13 protein-coding genes and 1 pseudogene are annotated in these 21767 nt (G+C 67.0%); 4 read left to right on the top strand and 10 right to left on the bottom strand.

Annotated elements, in window-relative coordinates; all coding sequences use genetic code 11:
* The first annotated feature begins 39 nt into the window (after positions 1-39).
* The 4 genes from MVF96_RS05520 to MVF96_RS05505 all read left to right on the top strand — a co-directional run bounded on the left by MVF96_RS05520 (position 40) and on the right by MVF96_RS05505 (position 4630).
* Positions 40-837 carry a maleylpyruvate isomerase N-terminal domain-containing protein gene (locus MVF96_RS05520; protein ID WP_247451590.1) on the top strand — a complete coding sequence of 266 codons (798 nt, stop codon included), beginning with the start codon at positions 40-42 and terminating at the stop codon, positions 835-837.
* Between the two features lie 44 nt (positions 838-881).
* A complete protein-coding gene (locus MVF96_RS05515; protein WP_247451589.1) occupies positions 882-1718 on the top strand; it encodes an SDR family oxidoreductase in 837 nt (278 codons plus the stop codon).
* A gap of 34 nt (positions 1719-1752) precedes the next feature.
* Complete coding sequence (locus MVF96_RS05510; RefSeq protein WP_247451588.1) at positions 1753-3267, top strand: acyl-CoA synthetase; 1515 nt, start codon at positions 1753-1755, stop codon at positions 3265-3267.
* Between the two features lie 382 nt (positions 3268-3649).
* On the top strand, positions 3650-4630 hold the full coding sequence (locus MVF96_RS05505) for an alpha/beta fold hydrolase (RefSeq protein WP_247451587.1): 981 nt from the start codon (positions 3650-3652) through the stop codon (positions 4628-4630).
* Positions 4631-4690: 60 nt separating this feature from the next.
* On the opposite strand, the gene MVF96_RS05500 is transcribed toward MVF96_RS05505, so the two are convergent.
* The 10 genes and pseudogenes from MVF96_RS05500 to MVF96_RS05455 all read right to left on the bottom strand — a co-directional run bounded on the left by MVF96_RS05500 (position 4691) and on the right by MVF96_RS05455 (position 21767).
* Positions 4691-8647, bottom strand: a complete 3957-nt coding sequence (locus MVF96_RS05500) for a DNA-directed RNA polymerase subunit beta' (protein ID WP_065629271.1) — start codon at positions 8645-8647, stop codon at positions 4691-4693.
* Between the two features lie 64 nt (positions 8648-8711).
* Positions 8712-12218, bottom strand: coding sequence for a DNA-directed RNA polymerase subunit beta (gene rpoB / locus MVF96_RS05495; protein WP_247451586.1), 3507 nt, complete (start codon positions 12216-12218; stop codon positions 8712-8714).
* A 344-nt stretch (positions 12219-12562) separates the two neighbouring features.
* Positions 12563-13339, bottom strand: a complete 777-nt coding sequence (locus MVF96_RS05490; protein ID WP_336286295.1) for a hypothetical protein — start codon at positions 13337-13339, stop codon at positions 12563-12565.
* Between the two features lie 203 nt (positions 13340-13542).
* On the bottom strand, positions 13543-14196 hold the full coding sequence (locus MVF96_RS05485; RefSeq protein WP_247451584.1) for a hypothetical protein: 654 nt from the start codon (positions 14194-14196) through the stop codon (positions 13543-13545).
* Between the two features lie 102 nt (positions 14197-14298).
* Complete coding sequence (locus MVF96_RS05480) at positions 14299-15540, bottom strand: MCE family protein (protein ID WP_159370213.1); 1242 nt, start codon at positions 15538-15540, stop codon at positions 14299-14301.
* Entirely contained in the window at positions 15537-16880 is a 1344-nt protein-coding gene (locus tag MVF96_RS05475) for an MCE family protein (protein ID WP_068970877.1), read from the bottom strand. The genes MVF96_RS05480 and MVF96_RS05475 overlap by 4 nt, the downstream gene beginning before the upstream one ends.
* On the bottom strand, positions 16880-18211 hold the full coding sequence (locus MVF96_RS05470) for an MCE family protein (RefSeq protein WP_058253303.1): 1332 nt from the start codon (positions 18209-18211) through the stop codon (positions 16880-16882). The genes MVF96_RS05475 and MVF96_RS05470 overlap by 1 nt, the downstream gene beginning before the upstream one ends.
* Positions 18211-19317 carry an MCE family protein gene (locus MVF96_RS05465; protein ID WP_065629320.1) on the bottom strand — a complete coding sequence of 369 codons (1107 nt, stop codon included), beginning with the start codon at positions 19315-19317 and terminating at the stop codon, positions 18211-18213. The genes MVF96_RS05470 and MVF96_RS05465 overlap by 1 nt, the downstream gene beginning before the upstream one ends.
* Positions 19286-20404 carry an MCE family protein gene (locus MVF96_RS05460; RefSeq protein ID WP_247451583.1) on the bottom strand — a complete coding sequence of 373 codons (1119 nt, stop codon included), beginning with the start codon at positions 20402-20404 and terminating at the stop codon, positions 19286-19288. Before MVF96_RS05460 ends, MVF96_RS05465 begins: the two co-directional genes overlap by 32 nt.
* Positions 20401-21767, bottom strand: a pseudogene (locus MVF96_RS05455) (MCE family protein). The gene MVF96_RS05460 and the pseudogene MVF96_RS05455 overlap by 4 nt, the downstream one beginning before the upstream one ends.

Raw genomic sequence — 21767 nt, 5'->3', positions numbered from 1 at the left:
CACACTCGTACACAACATATTCCAAGGAGGCGATCGGCCATGTCCGATGCCGGAGTCACTGCTGCCAAGGCACTGGTGAACGACACCCTCGCCCTGCTCGACCGGCTCACGCCCGCCGACTGGGCGGCCGACAGCGCCTGCCACGGCTGGCGCGTCCACGACGTCGTCACCCACATGGGCTTCTTCTTCAACTTCATCGCCGACCCCGACCTGGTCTTCCCCGACAATCCGAGCGGAAAGTCCGAGCGACTCAACGACGCCGCGGTACGCGAGCGGGCCGACTGGTCGTCGGAACAGGCTGTCGAGTATTACCGCGCGCAGTCCGAGGCCGGCCACGCGACCCTGGCCGCGTTGCAGGGCGAGGACCTTCGTGACCAGCCGCTGGACATGCTCGACCTGGGCACCTACCGGCTGCGCCAGCTCAGCGACGCCGTCGCGTTCGACCACCTCGTGCATCTCACCAGCGACCTGATGCAACCGTTCGGACCGCTGGACGCCGCCGAGGTGTCGGTGAGCGCGGCGATCGATCCCGCCATCGACTGGATGATCGCCGGGCTGACCCAGATGAACGGTGCGGCACTGTATCCCACACTCGAGAGCCCGATCGGCCTGCGGCTCACCGGCGCGACGGACCGCTCGTTCGTCATCGACCGCGACACCGCGGGCACGATCGTCACCGTGCGCGAGACCGCCGACCTGCCGGCCGACGTCGCCACCTCCTCGGCCACCGACTTCCTGCGCTGGGGCACCACCCGCAGCGCCTGGCGGTCGGCGGTCACCGTCAGCGGCGACCGGCAGCGCGTCGCGGGCATCCTCGACGCCGTCGACATCGTCTGAACTCACTCAATTCGTCTCACCCAGAACAGAAACGGAGTACCCCCATGTCCGAGTACCTGAAGGACAAGGTCATCGTCATCACCGGCGCCGGTAGCGGCTTCGGCAAGCTGATCGCGGAGAAGACCGCGGCCGCCGGCGCGCACGTCGTCGGAGTCGACGTCAACGCCGACAACGTCAACGCCGTCGTCGAGGGCATCCGCGCGGCCGGTGGTTCGGCGCTCGCCCAGGTCGCCGACGTCACCGACATGGAGCAGGTCGCCGCGGCGGCGAACGCCACCGAGGAGCACTTCGGCGCCATCGACGTCCTCGTCAACAACGCCGGCGTCATGCCACTCGCCTACTTCGCCGACCACGCCCGCGCCTGGCAGAAGTGGCACGCCGCCATCGACATCAACATCAAGGGCGTCGTCAACGGCATCTCCGCGGTCTACGACCAGATGATCGCGCAGGGTCGCGGCCAGGTCGTCAACATCTCGTCGATCTACGGCAATGCCGGCATCGAGGGTTCGGGCGTGTACAGCGCGACCAAGGCCGCGGTCACCACCATCTCGGACTCGTTGCGCATCGAGGCCAAGGGCAAGATCAAGGTCACCACCGTCAAGCCGACCGGCATCACCGGCACCAACCTCGCCAGCTGGATCGTCAACGACACCGCGATCATGGGCCTCGTCGGCCAGCGCGCCGCCTCTTACGGCGAGCACGTCACGGCCCTCCTGAACGACGACCTGCCCGCCGAACTCACCGACGTCGACTCCATCAAGTACTGGCTGATCAAGCCCGAGGATCTCGCCGACGCCGTCGTCCACGTCATCGACCAGCCCTGGGGCATCAGCCTTTCCGATGTCACCGTGCGCGCCAGCGGCGAGGACTACCTGTACTAGAACGACTCGCCCCACTCATGCACGAGGAGTGTTGATGTACCCCGGAGCTCATCTCTCCACCCGCCCGCACGATCCCGCGGTCATCATGGCCGACGGGAGTGAGACGGTGACGTTCACCCAGTTGGAGACCCGGTCGGTCCAGGTCGCCCGGGCCCTGGCCGACCGCGGCCTACGGCCAGGCGACCACCTCGCGGTGCTCGCCACCAACACCGCGCGGATCTTCGACATCTATTGGGCGGCAATGCGGTCGGGCCTCTACCTGACCATGGTGAACTGGCACCTCACCGCCGCCGAGAGCGCCTACATCGTCACCGACTGCGGCGCGAAGGCCCTCATCGTCGACGCCGCTCTCGCCGACCTCGGCGCCGAGCTGGTCCCGCTCACCCCCGGCGTCGAGACTCGCTTCGCCTACTCCGGCCGGATCGAGGGTCACGAGGGCCTCGACGCCGCCGCGGCGACGCAGTCGACCGAACCGCTCGCCGACCAGCCGCGAGGCGCGGACATGCTCTACTCGTCCGGCACCACCGGACGACCGAAGGGCATCAAACCCGAACTGCCGAACCGGCAGGTCGACGAGCCCGGCGACACCATGATCGCGATGAACCAGTCCGTGTGGGGCGTCGGTCCCGACACCGTCTACCTGTCGCCGGCACCGCTGTATCACGCTGCGCCGCTTCGCACCTGCGCCTCGGTGCAGGCGCTTGGCGGCACGGTGGTGGTGATGGAGCGGTTCGACGCGGAACGGGCGCTGGCCCTCATCGAGGAACACCGCGTCACCTACAGCCAGTGGGTGCCGACGATGTTCGTGCGGATGCTCCGCCTGCCCGAGGAAGTGCGTGCCCGGTACGACACGTCGAGCCTGAAGGTCGCGGTGCACGCCGCCGCGCCGTGTCCCGTCGACGTCAAACGGGCCATGATCGACTGGTGGGGTCCGATCCTGTCAGAGTACTACTCGTCCACCGAGCTCAACGGTCTCACCATCGTCGACACCCCGGAGTGGCTGGAGTACCCGGGCACGGTGGGGCGCGCCGTCCTCGGCACGATCCGGGTCTGCGATCCCGAGGACACCGAGGTGCCGCCGGGAACGATCGGCACGATCTACTTCGAGCGCGACCGGCTGCCGTTCGAGTACCACAATGACCCCGAGAAGACCAGTGGCGCACAGCATCCCGAGCATCCGACATGGACGACCACCGGCGATGTCGGTTACGTCGACGACGAGGGCCACCTGTTCCTCACCGACCGTGACTCGTTCCTGATCATCTCCGGCGGGGTCAACATCTACCCGCGGGAGATCGAGGATGCGCTGCTCGCCCACCCGTCGGTGCTCGACGCCGCGGTCATCGGCGTACCCGACCCCGATCTCGGCGAGCGGGTGACGGCGGTCGTGCAACCGGTCTCGGGGCAGGACGCTGGCGACGAGCTCGCCGATGCACTGTTGGATCACCTCCGACCGCGGATCGCGAAGTTCAAGCTGCCGCGCGAGGTCATCTTCCGGGACACGTTGCCGCGCACGCCGACCGGGAAGTTGGTCAAGCGCAAGCTGTGACCCTTCGTGACGCGCCCTCCGCAAGCTCCGGGCGCTCCTCAGGGAGCAGAGGGATGGCCGTCGCGAACTTCGAAAGTACATTCGTGAGCGTCTGAACTCCATGCTCCCTGAGGTGCGAGCGAAGCGAGCCACGAAGGGGCTCGCAAGGTGCCTCACCAGGCCCTTCGTGGCTCGTCGACCTCGACGCGCTCCTTCGTCGCCTGCTCGGCCCGGCGGCTTGCGCTCCTCGCACCTCAGGGAGCATGGGTTATGCGGTTCTTCGGATTGGGGAGGGGTGGGGGGGTCGCTTTCGCTCCTCTGCACCACAGGGAGCGGAGGCCGGAGGGGGTCGCGCTCCCTGAAACCGCGCACCGTGGCGTCCGGCCGGTCCTAGACTTGCCGGATGTCGGGAGGATTGTTCCGCTGGTGCATCGCGGTTGTTGCCGCGATCGTGGTGTTCGTCGGTGTGACACCGTCGGCAGTGACAGCAGCGCCGGCGGCCGTGTCGTCGTCCGACATCGCCACCGAATGTGCGGGCAAGCCCGTCCGGGTCGCGGTCCGGTGGTACTTCCCGCCCGGTGAACCCTCGGCGATCGTGTGGTTGCAGCACGGCTTCTCCCGCACGGCGGCCAACCTCGACGCATTGGCCCGCGCGTATGCGAAAGCCGGGTTCCTCGTCGTGAGCCCGACGCTGGACTCGGTCAACCTCGGCGGGTGCGCCGTCGCCTACAACATCGCCGACAACGCCGCGTTCGCGCGGACCATCGGCGGGGTCTTCGGTTCCGGCCGGGACAGCGGCAGTCCGCTCGCGACAAGCCTTCGCAAAGCACGCGATTCCGCCCACCGCCCCGACGTGACGATGCCGTATCGGATGATCTTCTCCGGACACTCGGCCGGCGGCGAGTTCGTCGTCGTGGCGGCCGACGCACTCCGCCGCGCCGACCCCGTCGCCTACCAGCGCCTCGCCGGCCTCATGCTGTTCGATCCCGTCAACTCGTTCTTCGGGGTCAACTTCGCCACCGCCGCAGCATCTCTCGCCGCCGCCGAGCTACCGATCCGGGTCATCGCGTCGCAACCGTCGGTATCCAACAACTTCGGGCAAGGCGTGTCCGTCCTCCAGGAGACAACGCGGCAGGAGTTTCTCGGCTCGCGCCTGGTGACCGGAATCCACATCGACGCCGAAGGCGAGTCGACCGACCTGATCGGCGAACTGTCCGAGCTCGCCGTGCCGCGTCCCCGCAACGGGCGGGTCATCCGCGCACTCGCCACCGGCTGGTCGTCGGACATGGTGGCCGACACCGCGACCCCGACCTACTACCCCGGCGGCCGTTACTACGACCTGCTCCTCGAAACCCACACCGTCACAACTCTTCCCGTTCCCTAGAAACAGCGCGGCCCCCGCACTCGCGATGAGTGCGGGGGCCGCGTCGTCTTGTCCTAGCGCCTACCGGTAGTCGTTGGAGAACCCGTAGTCGTCCAGCGGCACCGCAGCGCCGGCCGGAGCACCGAAGGTGCCGTCCGGGCTGTAGTAGGTGTCGTCGTACGACGGCACCGCGTACGCCGCGGCACGAGCCTCTTCGGTCGGCTGAACCTGGATGTTGCGGTAGCGGTTGATACCGGTACCGGCCGGGATCAACTTACCGATGATCACGTTCTCCTTCAGACCGATCAGCTTGTCGCTGCGGCTGTTGATCGCCGCGTCGGTCAGGACACGCGTGGTCTCCTGGAACGACGCCGCCGACAGCCACGACTCGGTCGCCAGCGAGGCCTTGGTGATACCCATCAGCACCGGACGTCCGGCTGCGGGCTCGCCACCCTCGGTCACGACCTGACGGTTGGCCGCCTCGAACTCGGCGCGCTCGACGAGCGAACCGGGCAGGAACTCGGTCGAACCGTGGTCGATGATCGTCACGCGACGCAGCATCTGACGCACGATGGTCTCGATGTGCTTGTCGTGGATCGACACACCCTGGCTGCGGTAGACCTCCTGGACCTCGTTGACCAGGTGGATCTGCACCTGACGGGGACCCATGACGCGGAGCACCTCGTGCGGGTTGGCCGAGCCCTCCATGAGCTGCTGGCCGACCTCGACGTGGTCACCGTCGGCGAGGAGCCGCTCGGAACCGTCGTCGTGCTTGAACACGCGCAGACGCTGACGCTTCGAGATCTTGTCGATGACAACCTCTTCCGAACCATCGTCCGGGATGAGGGTGATCTTGTAGAAGCGGTCGTCGTCCTCGAGGCGCACCCGGCCGGAGACCTCCGCGATCGGTGCCACGCCCTTGGGGACGCGGGCCTCGAAGAGCTCTTGGACACGCGGCAGACCACCGGTGATGTCGTCACCGACGCCACCCTGGTGGAACGTACGCATCGTCAGCTGGGTACCGGGCTCACCGATCGACTGGGCCGCGATGATACCGACGGCCTCGCCGATGTCGACGAGCTTGCCGGTGGCCATCGAACGGCCGTAGCACATCGCACACACACCGGTGCCGGTCCCACAGGTCAGGACCGAGCGGACCTTCACCTGCGTGATGCCGGCGGCGAGCAGGGCCTCGATGGCCGGGTCGCCCAGGTCGTGACCGCGCTCGACGATGACGTTGCCGTCGGCGTCGACCGCGTCCTGCGCCAGCGTGCGGGCGTAGGTCGAGGTCTCGACGTGCGCGTCACGGATGAGCGTGCCGTCGGCCTGCTTCTCGGCGATGGTCGTGGTGATGCCACGCTCGGTGCCACAGTCGGTCTCGCGCACGATGACGTCCTGCGACACGTCCACCAGACGACGGGTCAGGTAACCCGAGTCGGCGGTACGAAGCGCGGTGTCGGCCAGACCCTTTCGGGCACCGTGCGTGTTGATGAAGTACTCGGCCACGGTCAGGCCCTCGCGGAACGAGGACTTGATCGGACGCGGGATGAACTCACCCTTCGGGTTGGTCACCAGACCCTTCATGCCCGCCAGCGAGCGGATCTGGGTCATGTTGCCCGCCGCACCCGACTTCACGATCATCGGGATCGGGTTGTCGTCCGGGTAGTGCGCCTCCATGGCCGCGCCGACCTCTTCGGTCGCCTGCTTCCAGATCTCCACGAGGGAGTCACGACGCTCGTCCGGGGTGAGGGCACCGCGCTGGAACTTGCGCTCCAGACCGTCGGCCCGCTCCTCGTACTTGTCGAGGATCTCCGCCTTCTGCGGCGGCACCAGCACGTCGGCCATCGAGACCGTGACACCCGAACGGGTGGCCCAGTAGAAGCCGACGTCCTTCAGCTTGTCGACGGTCTGGGCGACCACGATCATCGGGTAGCGCTCGGCGAGATCGTTGATGATCACGGCCTGACGCTTCTTCGGCATCTGCTCGTTGACGAACGGGTACTCGATCGGCAACAGCTCGTTGAACAGCACCCGGCCCAGCGTGGTCTCGATGTCCCACGGCGAGCCGTACTTCCAGCCGTCGGGGAACTGCTCGGCCTCGATGTCGGCCGGCGGACGCTGGTCGGTCAGACGCACCTTGATGCGCGACTGCACGGTCAGCACACCGCGGTCGACGGCCATGATGGCCTCGGCCGGGGTCGAGTACACGCCGCGCTCGACGTCGTCGCCGTTGGCCGCGGTGTACTCGCCTGCCGCACCCTCCTTGAGGGTGGTCAGGTAGTACAGACCGGTCACCATGTCCAGACGCGGCATGGCGAGCGGACGGCCCGACGCCGGCGACAGGATGTTGTTCGACGACAGCATCAGGATGCGCGCCTCGGCCTGCGCCTCCGCCGACAGCGGGAGGTGCACGGCCATCTGGTCACCGTCGAAGTCGGCGTTGAAGGCCTCACACACCAGCGGGTGGAGCTGAATGGCCTTGCCCTCCACCAGCTGCGGCTCGAAGGCCTGGATGCCGAGGCGGTGCAGCGTCGGTGCACGGTTCAGCAGCACCGGATGCTCGGCGATGACCTCTTCGAGGACGTCCCACACCGCGGGGCGCTGACGCTCGACCATGCGCTTGGCCGACTTGATGTTCTGCGCCTGGTTCAGGTCGACCAGACGCTTCATCACGAACGGCTTGAACAGCTCGAGAGCCATCAACTTCGGCAGACCACACTGGTGCAGCTTGAGCTGCGGACCGACGACGATGACCGAACGGCCCGAGTAGTCGACGCGCTTGCCGAGCAGGTTCTGACGGAAACGACCCTGCTTGCCCTTGAGCAGATCGCTCAACGACTTCAGCGGGCGGTTGCCCGGCCCGGTGACCGGACGGCCACGACGACCGTTGTCGAACAGGGCGTCGACCGACTCCTGCAGCATCCGCTTCTCGTTGTTGACGATGATCTCGGGAGCACCCAGATCGATCAGTCGCTTGAGGCGGTTGTTGCGGTTGATGACGCGGCGGTACAGATCGTTGAGGTCGGAGGTCGCGAAGCGGCCACCGTCGAGCTGCACCATCGGACGCAGCTCCGGCGGGATCACCGGAACGGCGTCGAGAACCATGCCCAGCGGCGAGTTGCCCGACTGCTGGAACGCCGCGACGACCTTGAGTCGCTTGAGCGCGCGCAGCTTCTTCTGGCCCTTGCCGCTGCGGATGGTCTCGCGCAGCGACTCGGCCTCGGCGTCGATGTCGAAGGTCTCCAGGAGCTTCTTGATCGCCTCGGCACCCATCGAACCCTGGAAGTACTCGCCGTAGCGCTCTTCGAGCTGACGGTAGAGCTTCTCGTCGATGATGAGGTCGCCCGGGGCGAGCTTGACGAACTTGTCCCAGATCTCCTCGAGACCGTCGAGCTCACGCTGGGCGGCGTCGCGCATACGACGCATCTCGCGGTCGGCACCGTCGCGCACCTTGCGGCGCACGTCGGCCTTGGCGCCCTCGGCCTCCAGCTCGGCGAGATCCTGCTCGAGCTTCTGCTGACGCTCGTTGAGGTCGACGTCGCGCTGATCGGCGACGGCCTTCTTCTCGACCTCCATCTCGGCCTCGAGCGTCGAGAGCTCGTTGTGCCGGAGCTCGTCGTCGACCGCGGTGATCACGTAGGCGGCGAAGTAGATGATCTTCTCGAGATCCTTCGGCGCCAGGTCGAGCAGGTAGCCCAGCCGGCTCGGCACACCCTTGAAGTACCAGATGTGCGTGACCGGGGCGGCCAGCTCGATGTGGCCCATGCGCTCACGGCGCACCTTGGCCTTGGTCACCTCGACGCCGCAGCGCTCACAGATGATGCCCTTGAAGCGGACGCGCTTGTACTTGCCGCAGTAGCACTCCCAGTCGCGGGTCGGGCCGAAGATCTTCTCGCAGAACAGGCCGTCCTTCTCCGGCTTGAGCGTGCGGTAGTTGATCGTCTCCGGCTTCTTGACCTCACCGTATGACCAGTTGTGGATGTCGTCGGCCGTGGCCAGGCCGATCTTCAGTTCGTCGAAAAAGTTGACGTCGAGCACTTGTTACCTTTCCAGAGCTCTGTTGTCAGTAGCCGGGGCGAAACCCGGCCGGGTGAGGGTCAGATCAGTTGGCGAGATCGTCGACGGTGGCCGACTCGTTGCGCGACAGGTTGATGCCGAGGTTGGCAGCGGCGCGCTCCAGGTCCTCGTCGTCGGTGTCGTGCATCTCGATGGCGGCACCGTCGGAGCTGAGCACCTCGACGTTCAGGCACAGCGACTGAAGCTCCTTCAGCAGCACCTTGAACGACTCGGGGATACCCGGCTCCGGGATGTTCTCGCCCTTGACGATCGCCTCGTAGACCTTGACGCGGCCCACCACGTCGTCCGACTTGATGGTCAGCAGTTCCTGCAGCGTGTACGCCGCACCGTAGGCCTGCATGGCCCAGCACTCCATCTCACCGAAGCGCTGACCACCGAACTGCGCCTTACCACCCAGCGGCTGCTGGGTGATCATCGAGTACGGGCCGGTCGAACGAGCGTGGATCTTGTCGTCGACCAGGTGGTGCAGCTTGATGATGTACATGTAGCCGACCGACACCGGGTACGGGAACGGCTCGCCGGAACGACCGTCGAACAGCGTCGCCTTGCCGTCGCCGTTGACCATGACCTCACCGTCGCGGTTCGGCAGCGTCGAGGACAGCAGTCCGGTCAGCTCCTCCTCGCGGGCGCCGTCGAACACCGGGGTGGCGGTGTTGGTGTCGGGCTCGGCCGAGTACATGTCCTCGGGCAGACGCGACGCCCACTCCGGCACACCCTCGGCGACGTTGATGTTCCAGCCGGCCTTGGCCACCCACCCGAGGTGGGTCTCCAGGATCTGGCCGATGTTCATACGCCGCGGCACACCGTGGGTGTTGAGGATGATGTCGACGGGGGTGCCATCGGGCAGGAACGGCATGTCCTCCTGCGGGAGGATCTTGCCGATGACGCCCTTGTTGCCGTGACGACCGGCGAGCTTGTCGCCGTCCTGGATCTTGCGCTTCTGGGCCACGTACACGCGGACCAGCTCGTTGACGCCGGGAGCCAGGTCGTCGTCGTCCTCGCGGCTGAACACGCGCACGCCGATGACCTTGCCGGTCTCGCCGTGCGGCACCTTCAGCGACGTGTCGCGGACCTCACGGGCCTTCTCACCGAAGATGGCACGCAGCAGACGCTCTTCCGGGGTCAGCTCGGTCTCGCCCTTCGGGGTGACCTTGCCGACCAGGATGTCGCCGTCGCGGACCTCGGCACCGATGCGCACGATGCCGCGCTCGTCGAGATCGGCGAGGACCTCGTCGGAGACGTTCGGGATGTCCCGGGTGATCTCCTCGGCACCGAGCTTGGTGTCGCGGGCGTCGATCTCGTGCTCCTCGATGTGGATCGAGGTGAGCACGTCCTCCTCCACGAGCCGCTGGCTCAGGATGATCGCGTCCTCGTAGTTGTGGCCCTCCCACGGCATGATCGCCACGAGCAGGTTCTTGCCGAGCGCCATCTCACCGTTCTCGGTGCAGGGGCCGTCGGCGAGGACCTGGCCGGACTCCACGCGCTGACCCTCGTCCACGATCGGACGCTGGTTGGCGCAGGTGCCGTGGTTGGAGCGCGCGAACTTGCGCATCCGGTACGTGTCGCGGGTGCCGTCGTCGGACATGACGGTGATGTAGTCGGCCGAGACCTCTTCCACCACACCGGTCTTCGACGACACGATGACGTCACCGGCGTCGACGGCGGCACGCAGCTCCATGCCGGTACCGACCAGCGGCGACTCGTTGCGCACCAGCGGCACGGCCTGACGCTGCATGTTCGCACCCATCAGGGCGCGGTTGGCGTCGTCGTGCTCGAGGAACGGGATCATCGCGGTCGCGACGGACACCATCTGACGCGGCGAGACGTCGAGGTACTCGACATCGGTCGCGCCGACGAACTCCACCTCGGAGCCCTTCTTGCGCACCAGGACACGCTCATCGGTGATGCGTCCGCTGCCGTCGAAGTTGGTGTTCGCCTGACCGATGAGGAAGCGGTCCTCCTCGTCGGCGGTCATGTACTCGATGTCGTCGGAGACGACGCCGTCGACGACCTTGCGGTACGGGGTCTCGATGAATCCGAACGGGTTGACCCGCGCGTACACCGACAGCGAACCGATCAGACCGATGTTCGGACCCTCAGGGGTCTCGATCGGGCACATGCGGCCGTAGTGCGACGGGTGCACGTCGCGCACCTCGAGGCCGGCACGCTCACGGCTCAGACCACCCGGGCCCAGCGCCGACAGACGACGCTTGTGGGTCAGACCCGACAGCGGGTTGTTCTGGTCCATGAACTGCGACAGCTGGCTGGTTCCGAAGAACTCCTTGATCGCCGCCACGACGGGACGGATGTTGATCAGGGTCTGCGGGGTGATCGCCTCGACGTCCTGGGTGGTCATACGCTCACGCACGACACGCTCCATACGCGAGAGGCCCACGCGGATCTGGTTCTGGATCAGCTCGCCGACGGTACGCAGGCGACGGTTGCCGAAGTGGTCGATGTCGTCGACCTCGACGGGCACCTCGACGCCACCGGGGACGGTCATGTAGGTGGTGGTGTGCGGGTCGGCCTCGTGCAGACGCACCAGGTACTCGACGGTCGCGATGATGTCCTCGCGGGTCAGCGTGGACTCGCCCACCATCGGGTTGCCCGTCAGGCCCAGCTTCTTGTTGACCTTGTAGCGGCCCACGCGGGCGAGGTCGTAACGCTTGTCCTTGAAGAACAGGTTCTCCAGGAGGTTCTCCGCGGACTCCTTGGTCGGCGGCTCACCCGGGCGCAGCTTGCGGTAGACCTCCAGCAGCGCCTCGTCCTGGCTGCCGGTGTTGTCCTTCTCCAGCGTCGACATCATGATCTCGGAGAACCCGAACCGCTCGGTGATCTCCTCGGCGGTGAAGCCCAGCGCCTTGAGCAGCACGGTGACCGGCTGACGGCGCTTGCGGTCGATACGCACACCCACGGTGTCGCGCTTGTCGACGTCGAACTCGAGCCACGCACCGCGACCCGGGATCACCTTGACGGTGTGCAGGGTCTTCTCGGTGGTCTTGTCGATCGAGGCGTCGAAGTACACGCCGGGGCTGCGGACCAGCTGGCTCACCACGACACGCTCGGTGCCGTTGATGATGAAGCTGCCCTTTTCGGTCATGATCGGGAAGTCGCCCATGAAGACGGTCTGCGACTTGATCTCGCCGGTGTTGTTGTTGATGAACTCCGCGGTGACGAACAGCGGCGCCGCGTAGGTCATGTCCTTGTCCTTGCACTCCTCGACGGAGGCCTTGACCTCGTCGAAGTGCGGCTCGGAGAACGACAGGGACATCGAACCGGAGAAGTCCTCGATCGGGGACAGCTCGTGGAGGATGTCCTCGAGGCCACCGGTCGGGTTCTCGTCGCCGCGGGCGATCGCCTTCGCGCGCCACTCCGGCGAACCGACGAGCCATTCGAACGAATCGAGTTGGAGGTCGAGGAGGCCCGGGACCTCCAGCGGCTCGCTGATCTTTGCAAACGACGCGCGATGCGGCGCGCCGGGGATTGTTGAGGTGGACTGGCGGTTGACTGCCAAGATGCGTCCTTCCAACACGACGTTATTCACAACCTAGATGTGCAGTACGTGGCTTGATGGGCCGTTCGCTGGTGACACCCTGGAATCGGCGATCACCGCAGCACACACGTCTAGAGAGTGGCCGAAGAAGGATCGATAGATGGACAGGAGGCAGCCAGCGCAACGTCCAACTGTAGCAGAAAATAGACGCACTTTGTCAAGCCGTCCGGAAAGCGATTTCGCGCGGGTGGCTGCCTGCACGTCGATCGCTGGTCACAGCCTGGCCCGACATCGCCTCCACGTCAAGCGCTACGCGCGAATTTCGCGAAGTCGGTGTCGAACTCGGCGTCCGACCTGGTGATGAGGGAGCCGACGCACCTCGATCAGAAGGGCTCGACCGCCCGGATCCGCCATTGGTCGCCCTCACGCACCATCGCGAACTGGGCGCGCGGTGCACCGCTGTTGGTGGCCATGCTGTTCTGCGTCTCGCTCACCACCAGGTTCGCGATGACGGTCGCGGTCGCGCCGTCGTCGGCGCCGGAGAGGTCCCGGACGCCGATCGCGTCGACCCGGCACTCCGCACCCGTCTTGGTCTGCGTGATCAGCTCGCGCTGCGCCTTCAGCGTCTCGTCGAACTCCGTGCGGGCCTGCCCGGTCAGCGCGTCCTGCGCCCGCCGCTGCCACTCGTCGAGTTCGGTGTGGTCGTACCCGAACACCGCGCAGATCCGCTCCTGGGCCTGCGAGGTGAGCTGCGATGTCGACTCCTGGTCCACGAACGCCCTGTTCGGCCCGATCTCGGCGCCCGGATGGAACGCGAGGATGGCAGCGATGACGAACAACACGGCCGCGATGCCCGCCAGCACTCCGGTACGGATGCCGAGGGGATTGCGGGAGGCACCCCTCCCCCGCCGGTCCCGCTTGCCGGGACGCCGGCCCATCGGCCGGTTCGGCTTGTCGGGCGATCCGGCCGGCGCCGGGGTGTCTCCGCGGCGCAGGGTCGAGACCCGCGCGACCGGTTTGGTCTTGGGTTTGGGCGACTCGGCTGTGGTCGACTCCGCCGTCGCCGACTTCTCGAGGCTGACGGCGTCGGTTTCTGCGGTGTCGGTTTCCGCGGTGGCGTCACCAGGCCCTTCGTGGCTCGTCGCTCTCGCTCCTCGCACCTCAGGGAGCAGGGGGGCTTCCGCTTTCGCTCCTCGCACCTCAGGGGGCAGTGGGGTGTCGGCCTTCGTGGTGTCGTCACCAGGCCCTTCGATGCTCGTCGCCTTCGCGCCTCGCACCTCAGAGGGCGGAGAAGTCCGGCCGGCGACCTTTGGGGTCGGGCGGCGCTTCGGGGTGGGCTTCTTCTTACCGCGATCCGGTGCCATCAGTTGCCCCCTTCCGGAGCCGGGGCCGGGGCCGCGGGGGCGGGCGCACCGCCGCCGTCGGCGTAGGCGATGCCCTCCAGACCGAGGATGTTCTCGGCCTTCCAGGTGTCGCCGTCCTTGGTCATGCTGACGTCGAAGCCGCGTGTCTCGTCGATCCCGGACTGGCCGGGGCGTTCGAGCGTCGTCACGACGTAGACGAGCACCTTGGCCTTCTGCTCGTCGGCGTCGACCTCGCTCGGTGCGCTGCGCAAGAGCCGCGCGTTCAGCTTGGCGGTGTTCGGTCCGGCGGTCCCGAGCATGTCGAGCACGTTGCCGCCCTCACCGTCTTTCTCACTGCCGAGCACCTCGTCCTTGGCCTTCCCGGTCAGGGACGCCTCCGCACGCTTGCGGAAGCCGTCGATGTCGGCCGGGTCGATCGTCGTGATGTTGAGGACGGCCTGCTCGGCGGCCTGGGTGGCGGCGTCGCGCGTCTCCTGCGCCGGGTACTCGTCGAAGTAGACGTTGTAGGCCCGCACACCGAACACGGCGACGAGCACCACGCCGACCACGACCGCCACGGCAGCCAGGACGAACGGTGCGGACTTCGCCGCCCGCCGCAGGGCGGGACGGGGGCCGCCGGGCTTGTTCTCTGTCGGTTCTGCGGTGACAGTCATCGGGAACACACTGTATATATCGCTCCTGAGCGCAAGCCAAGGCCGAGGTTCGGACCGTGGGAGGTCCGATCAGGGGCGGCGACGCTCGTCGGGTGGTCGGGTCTAGCGCGGCCGGACGCCGAGCAGCGCTGCGAGCTGCTGGGCGAGCGGGTTGAGGTTGAGCTTGTCGGGATCCTTCTTGGGGGTGTTGTCCCACGGCTGCGGGTACGCCGGATTGGCGTACTGGGCCCGCTCAGCACTTCGGACGCCGGTCGGATTACCCAGCGGCACAGTGCACTTCGCTTCGGTGTTGAAGGCGAAGTCGTCGTAGCGGGGATCGAAGTCCGGGTTGTTGCGCCGAGCCTCGGCGAGGACCGCGTCGGTGCCCTCGTAGCCACGGGTACAGGCCGCGGGGTTGTTGGTCTCCAGGACGACACCGAAGTGGATCTGGCCGTCGCCCGGCGCGGGTGCGTGGCTGCCCGCCGACAGCGCGGAGAGCATCGCGAACGTCGTCGACGTCGTGTAGGTCGCCGGCTCGATCGTGCGGGCCACCTCGGCGAGATCCTTCACGACCTTCGACAGGTCGTTGCCGTTCTTCTGGATCAGCTCCGAGATCTGCGTCGCCGACAACGTGCCCGTGGTGAGCAGTCGCCGCAGGTCGGGATCGGCCGAGGCGAGGGTCGCGGTCACCAGGTTCAGGTTGCGCGACCAGGTCAGGATCGCGTCGGACTGGTCGGCCTGCGTGTCGAGCACGACGTTCGAGTTCTGAATGAGCGCGACCGTCTCGCTCAGGTTGTCGACGCCGGCCCGCGAGAGCTTGCCGAGTGAGTCGACGAGGCGGGTCAGGTTCTCGCCCTGGCCGTTGAACGCGTTGCCGAGTTCGGTGATGACCGTGTTCAGGTCGTCGACCGGGATCGAATCGGTGAAGTCGATCGCCGAGGCCACCACGTCCTCGAGCGGCTCGGGCAGCACGTACTTGGTGATCGTGTCGCCGCCCTTCAGGTACGGCCCCTCCGACGACGTCGGCTGCAGATCGACGAACTGCTCACCGATCGCCGACCGGTTCGCGACGACCGCGGTCGCCGACGCCGGGATCTCCGGCCCGCCCGAGTCGATGTCGAGAGCGACGTCCACACCGTCGGGCGTGAGCGTCAGCTTGCCGACGCGACCCACGGGCACACCCTGGTAGGTGACCTCGGCGTTGGTGAAGATGCCGCCGGAGTCGGGCAGCTTGGCGGTGACCGTGTACATGCCGACACCGGCCAGTTTGTCCAGACGGGCGTACTTCGCGCCCACGTAGACCAGCGCCACCAGGCCGACGACGACGAACACGATCAGCTGGATCTTGACGAGCTTGCCGATCATCGTCCACCTCCTGACGGGTCGGATGCCGGGTTCCCGGCGGGCGCCGCCGGAGCGAGCCCCATGGCGGCCAGCGGACCGTCGAGGATGCCCTGACCGGGCACCGCCGGGGTCGGCATCTGACCGGCCGCATCGGCCGGCCGTGAGAACGACGCGGGGTAGGTGCCACCCGACGGCGGGGTGTTCGGTCCCGGACGTGAGTTCGGGGCCGGCGGGAGCAGCGTGATCGTCGGCCAGCCGTAGCGCGGGCCGTTGCCGCGGTAGTACGGGTTGCGCCGGTCGACCGGCACGTTCACCCGAGCGGGCGGGACGTACCTCGGGGTCCCCTGGCCGACACCGAGCGCCTCGAGCTGATTGAGCACGCGGAGGTCCAGCGTCATGAACAGGTTGGTCGAGTCACCGCGCACACCCGGCAGCAACCAGTCCGGGAACGGATGCGTGAGCATCAGCGGCGCGGCGGTGATCAGATCCGGAGCCGCCGCGGCGAGCTGCGTCAGCACCGGCCGCAACGCCTTCAGGTCGTTGATCAGCGCCTTGCGCGACTTGCCCAGCACGTCGGTACCGACCTGGCCGAGCTCGTCGAGCTTGGTCAGCAGTTCGACGAACTGCGGACGCTGCTCCTCGAGCACCTCGACGCCCGCGGGCAGCTGCTTGAGGATGCGGTCGATCTGCGCGGTCTGCGCGGCGGTCCGGGTGGACAGCTCGGCCAGGCCGTCGATCGCGGTGATGATGTCGTCGCGCTGACGGTTGAGGCCGGCGATCAGGTCCTCGGTCTCGCCGATCAGGTCGCGCACCTTGTCTGTCCGGCCGTCGAGTGCCTTGTTGAGCTCGGTGACGATCGGCTGCAGCTGGTTGAGGCCACCGCCGTTGAGCAGCAGCGCGAGCGCCCCGAGGACCTGTTCGATGTCGGTGGCGGTCCGTGTCCGCGACACCGGGATCGGCTGGTCCGGGTTCTGGCGCGGCGCGTCGGCACTGCCGTCGGGCTCGGTGAGCGACACGAACTTCTCACCGAGCAGCGAGGTCTGCTGCACGCTCGCCTCGGCCTCATCGGACAGGTCGACGTTGTTCTGCACCTCGACGGTGACCTGGGCGAACCACTGATCGTTGGGCACCTCGACCTTGGTCACGCGCCCGACCGGGATCCCGTCGCGCTTGACCATCGACTGCGGCACGAGGTCGAGCACGTCGTCGAACTGGATCTTGTACGTGCGCGCGTTGTCGCCTGTGTTCACGCCGCCGGGCAGCGGGATCGACTGGATGCCGTTGGACATACAGCCGGTCACCAGCAGGGTCAGCGACAGCGCCGCGCCGGCCATCGCCGTACGCATCGACGTGCGGTTCATCAGTTGCCTCCCCGGGGTCGCGGGGTGGTCGACGAGGAGGCCGGGGCCCGCTCCGACGGCGGGTTGCCGATCTCCGGATCGGGGTTGCCCGGGACGGTGCCCGGCACCGGCGCACGCTGCAGTTTGTTGTTGCTCATGATGCCGAAGGGCAGCACGGGCAGCAGCGGCTCGAGGACGCCTTCCTGGATCTGCTCACCGATCTCCTCGCACTGGCTGATCAGCGGCCGCAGGGTGTCGCTGAACTGATCGGCGGCCGGGTTGCCCGGCAGCAGCTTGCCGAGGTCGAGCAGGCGACACTGGGCACCGATCAGATCCTGCAGGTCCGGGATCGTCAGGCGCATCGACAGCGTGCCCGACTCGGCGTCGTAGGCGTTGATCAGGTTGTTCACCGTGATCGGCAGCACGGTCAGGACCTCTTTGAGGTTGTTCTTCTGATCGAGCAGGGCCTGGGTCGTCGGCTGCAGGTCCTTCACCGTCTCCCCGATCTGCTCACGGTTGTCGGCGAGGAACGTCGCCACGTCGCCGAGAGCGATCGACAGCTTGTTCAGCGCGGCGGCGAGCTGCTCGCGCTCACCGGCGAGGAACTGGTTGAACGAGGCCATCTGCGTGTTGAACTGCCGCACCTGGGCGTCGTTCTCGCGCAGCGCGCCGACGAAGACGTTCAGGTTCTTGACGGTGTCGAAGAGGTTGCCGCGCGAGTCGCTGAGCGTCGTCGACGCTTTCGACAATCCCTCGATGGCCGCGCCGAGCTTCTCGCCGTTGCCCTCGAGGTTCTCCGCGCCGGTGGTGACGAGTTCACTCACCGCACCCTGCCGACCGGTGCCGTCGGTCTTGTTGGCGCCGTCGGGGCCGAGTGCGTCGGACAGCTCCTTGACACTCGCGTAGATCTGGTCGACCTCCACCGGGACCATTGTCTGGTCGACGGAGAGGGTGAGGTCGCGCGGCGCCTTCTCCCCGCCCGTGTAGGCCGGGGTCAGCTGCACGTAACGATCCGCGACGACCGACGGGATGATCTGCACCGCACGGACATCCGCGGGCAGCTCGACACCGCGGTCGACGGTCATCGTCACCTTGACGGTGTCGCCCTCCGGCGTGACCGAGTCGACCTTGCCGACCGCCACCCCGAGCACCCGGACATCGGAGCCCTCGTAGATGCCGACCGACCGCTTGAAGGTCGCGGTGATCTTGGTGGTGCCGACCGAGGTGAACACCCACCACAGCGCACCCGCGACGATGAGAGCGAGGATCAGCCCGATCACGAGCACCACGATGTGCCGCGGCGTGAACCATCGACCGGGACCCGAGTTCTGGGTCAGGTCTGGTGCGGTCATCAGCCGACCCCCGTTCCGGCCTGGTTCTCCATGGCCTGCTTGTTCGGCGGCCGCGTCGTGTTCTGCTGCGGCAGCGCCGGCGGCAGGAGGTTCACGACCGACGACTCGAACCATCGACCGTTGCCGAGCACGTTCGCGTACAGGCGGTAGAAGGGCGCCATGTACTTGATCGAGTCGCGGATGTTCTGGTTCTGCCGCTGCAGCAGCTCGTTCACGCCCTTCAGCGCGTCGAGTGCCGGTCCGATCTGTTCCTCGTTGTCGCGCACGATGCCGGTGAGCGAATCACCCAGGCTCGTGGTGCTGGCCAGCAACGCCGAGATGTTGCGCTGGCGGTTGTTCAGCTCGTCGAGCAACTGACCGGCGCCGCCGATGAGGCGCACGAACTCCTCGTTGCGGTCGGCGAGGATCTTCGAGGTGTCCTTCGTCGCGGCGAGCAGTCGCTGCACCTCTTGGTCGCGGCTCGAGATCGTCTGCGACAGACGGGCGATGCCGTCGAGCGCCGGTCCCGTGGTACCCGCGGTCCCCGAGAAGGTGTCCGACAGCACGCGCATCGACTCGGCCAGCTGGTCGTTGTCGAGTTCGCCGATCTGCTCGGCCGCACCGGAGAACGCCTCGATGACGTCGTACGGGGCGACCGTGTCGGTCAGCGGGACGTCGGGATCGGCGGGCTCGCTGCCACGCGGATTCAGCGACAGGAACTTCTGACCGAGGATCGTCTTGATCTGGATCGTCGCCTGGGTCTGGTCACCGATCCAGGTGTTCTCCACCCGGAAGGTCACGTTGACGCGGTCCCCGTCCAGGGTGACGTCGTCGACCTCGCCCACCTTCACGCCCGCGACGCGGACCTCGTTGCCCGGCTTGAGGCCGGCGGCCTCGGTGAACTTCGCCGTGTAGCGCGCACCCGCGCCGAGCAGCGGCAGTTCGGCGAGATAGAACGAGCTGAGTCCGAGCATCATCAGGATGAGGATGCCGATGGCGCCGATGCTGACCGGGCTGCGCCGGCCGCCGAAGCGCCGGTGCGGATGCTGCACCGGGGCGTCAGCCGCGTCGCGTTCGTCGTCGTTCACATTCGGGTCACGCGGGTTCGGATCGTTGTTGTCTGCCATCGTGGTCACCCCCTGGCCGGTCGTCGGCCCAGCAGCGCGTCGCCGCACTGGTGTAGAGCACATGGTTGATGTCGGGCAGCGGGACCAGCGGTTGCGTCAGCACCGGCGACTTGCCGTTGCCCGCCACCACGTCGATACCGCACAGGTAGAACTGGAACCAGGAACCGAATGTCGCTGCGCGGCCGATCTTCTGGAGCTTGATCGGCAGATTGGTCAGCGTCTCCTCGATGTCCTCGTCGCGCGCGTTGATCTGATCGGCGAGCGACTTCAGGCCGGCGATGTCGCCCTGGATGGACGGCCGCGTCGCACCGAGGATGTTCGCCGTGACCGAGGTCAGATTGGAGACCGAGGTGATCGCCGAACCCACCGAACCGCGTTGCGCCGCAAGGCCTGTCACGAGCTTCTCGGTGTTGTCGAGCAGGCTGGTGAACTGTTCGTCGTTGCGGTTGACGGTGTCGAGGACCTTGGTGAGGTTCGTGATCAGCTCACCGATGACCTTGTCCTTGTCGGCGATCGCGTTCGTCAGATCGGCGGTGTCGCTGACCAGACGGGTGATCGAACCGCCCTGACCGTCGAAGATCGCGATGATCTGCTCGGTCAGCTTGTTCACGTCGGAGGCCGAGAGCTGCTGGAACAGCGGACGGAATCCGTTGAACAGCTCGGTCAGGTTGACCGGCGGGTGGGTGTCCTTGACGCCCGGGTTCAGACCGAAGGTGTGCCCCTGCGCGACCGTCTGCGACGGATCGCCCGCCCCGCGCTCGAGCGCGAGGTACCGGAGCCCGGTCAGGTTGCGGTAGCGGATGAAGAGCTGGGTCCCGTCCGGCAGCCGGTCGCGGTCGACGTTGAACGCGACCTTCGCCTTGTTGCGGTCGTAGACCTCGACGCTCTCGACCTGTCCCACACGCACACCGGCGATGCGCACGTCGTCGCCCGGGTTGAGCAGCGTGGCGTCGGTGAAGACGGCGTTGAACTTCGCGTCCCCGTCACCGCCCGCATTGGCGATGGTGACGGCGAGCAGACTCGTGGTCACCACCGTGACCACGCCGAAGATGACCAACTTGATCAGCGGTCCGACGATCGACTTCATTTGATGTCGACCTTCGCACCCTGCAGCGCACCGCCGCCGATCATGGTCACCCAGGTGGGCACCTCTTCGGGCGCCTTGCCCGAGGTGGCGCCGTAGATGACCTGCAGCTGCTTGCGGTAGTCCGGGTCGTCGAACGGGTTGGACTCCACCGCGACCGGCTTCGCACCCGACGCGGCCGAGACCGACCCCGCGGGCACGCCGCTGAACTGCGGCTGCGGCAACTCGGGCATCGTGCGCGGACCGGGGTTACGTGACGGCGGTTGGTAGCTGCCGTCGGCGAGCGAACCACCCGGGTACTGCGGGAACGGGCGGTCGCCACCCATCTTGGGGTCGTAACACACAGCGGGCGGATCGAGGTCCATGAAGCGGGTTCGTCCTGGTTCGGTAGGTAACGGCCACGGGGGTTGACGAACTGCAGGTTCACCCGCACACCCGGATTGTCGGTGCCCTGGCCGACGATCTTGCGCGACTCCGGGATCAGACCCGCGAAGTTGCGGAAGGTGCACACGAACGCCGGTGACTGCTTGGCGAGTCCGACGAGGAGTTCCTCGGAGTCGACGGCCAGGTCGATGAGGTCGGTGCGGTTGGCACGGAGCCAGCCGGTCAGGTCGTCGGACGCGACACCCAGGGTGGCGATGAGGGTCCGCAGGTCGTCCTGGCGTTCGACGATGGTGTTCGTCGTCGTGCGCAGGGAGTCGAGCGCGTCGACCACGTCGGGCAGCGCCTCGGAGTAGGTCTGCGAGAAGCTGGCCAACCCCTCGAGGGTGCCCTCGAGTTCGGGCAGGTTCTCGTTGATCTCGCCGAAGATCTGGTCGAGTTCCTCCAGCGTCGTGCCCAGCTGCTCGCCGCGGCCCGAGAGTGCCGACGACAGCGAGGTCAGCGTGGCGTTCAGATCCTGCGGCGGGATCGCCTCGAGGACCGGGAGCAGCTTGTCGAACAACTGCTGGATTTCCAGTGCGTTGCCGCTCTGGTCGGTCTGGATCGTCGCACCGTTGCTCAGCGTCGGCCCGGAGTTGTCCTCCGGCACCTGCAGGGCGACGTAGCGCTCGCCGAACAGGGTCTTCGGCAGGATGCGCGCGGTGGTCTCGGCCGACAGCGTCGACGCCTGATCGGGGTTGAGTCCCAACACGACTTCGACGGAACCGTCGGGTCCGGGCTTGACCTCGCGCACCTCGCCGACGGTCATGCCGCGGGCCTTGACGTCGGCGTTCGCCGGCAGCGCGTTGCCGGTCGAGTCGGTCAGCAACGTGACGTCGGTGAACTCGGTGAACGTCTTGTTGAACTTGGTGATCGTCAAGGTGAGGAACAACGCGACGACGAGGAAGAAGACGAGTCCGAGCAACCGTTTACGCAGCAGCGTCAC

It is taken from the genome of Gordonia hongkongensis (assembly GCF_023078355.1).
GTDB lineage: Bacteria > Actinomycetota > Actinomycetes > Mycobacteriales > Mycobacteriaceae > Gordonia > Gordonia hongkongensis.
Note: the sequence above shows the minus strand (reverse complement) of the source record. Positions and strands in the feature narration are given on the sequence as shown.

Bases quoted from the DNA above. Each gene is read 5' to 3' on its own strand.
- MVF96_RS05515 (WP_247451589.1), top strand. From the start codon at position 882: ATGTCCGAGTACCTGAAGGACAAGGTCATCGTCATCACCGGCGCCGGT.
- MVF96_RS05520 (WP_247451590.1), top strand. From the start codon at position 40: ATGTCCGATGCCGGAGTCACTGCTGCCAAGGCACTGGTGAACGACACC.
- MVF96_RS05475 (WP_068970877.1), bottom strand. From the start codon at position 16,880: ATGAACCGCACGTCGATGCGTACGGCGATGGCCGGCGCGGCGCTGTCG.
- MVF96_RS05510 (WP_247451588.1), top strand. From the start codon at position 1,753: ATGTACCCCGGAGCTCATCTCTCCACCCGCCCGCACGATCCCGCGGTC.
- MVF96_RS05505 (WP_247451587.1), top strand. From the start codon at position 3,650: ATGTCGGGAGGATTGTTCCGCTGGTGCATCGCGGTTGTTGCCGCGATC.
- MVF96_RS05470 (WP_058253303.1), bottom strand. From the start codon at position 18,211: ATGACCGCACCAGACCTGACCCAGAACTCGGGTCCCGGTCGATGGTTC.
- MVF96_RS05460 (WP_247451583.1), bottom strand. From the start codon at position 20,404: ATGAAGTCGATCGTCGGACCGCTGATCAAGTTGGTCATCTTCGGCGTG.
- MVF96_RS05485 (WP_247451584.1), bottom strand. From the start codon at position 14,196: ATGACTGTCACCGCAGAACCGACAGAGAACAAGCCCGGCGGCCCCCGT.
- MVF96_RS05465 (WP_065629320.1), bottom strand. From the start codon at position 19,317: ATGGCAGACAACAACGATCCGAACCCGCGTGACCCGAATGTGAACGAC.
- MVF96_RS05480 (WP_159370213.1), bottom strand. From the start codon at position 15,540: ATGATCGGCAAGCTCGTCAAGATCCAGCTGATCGTGTTCGTCGTCGTC.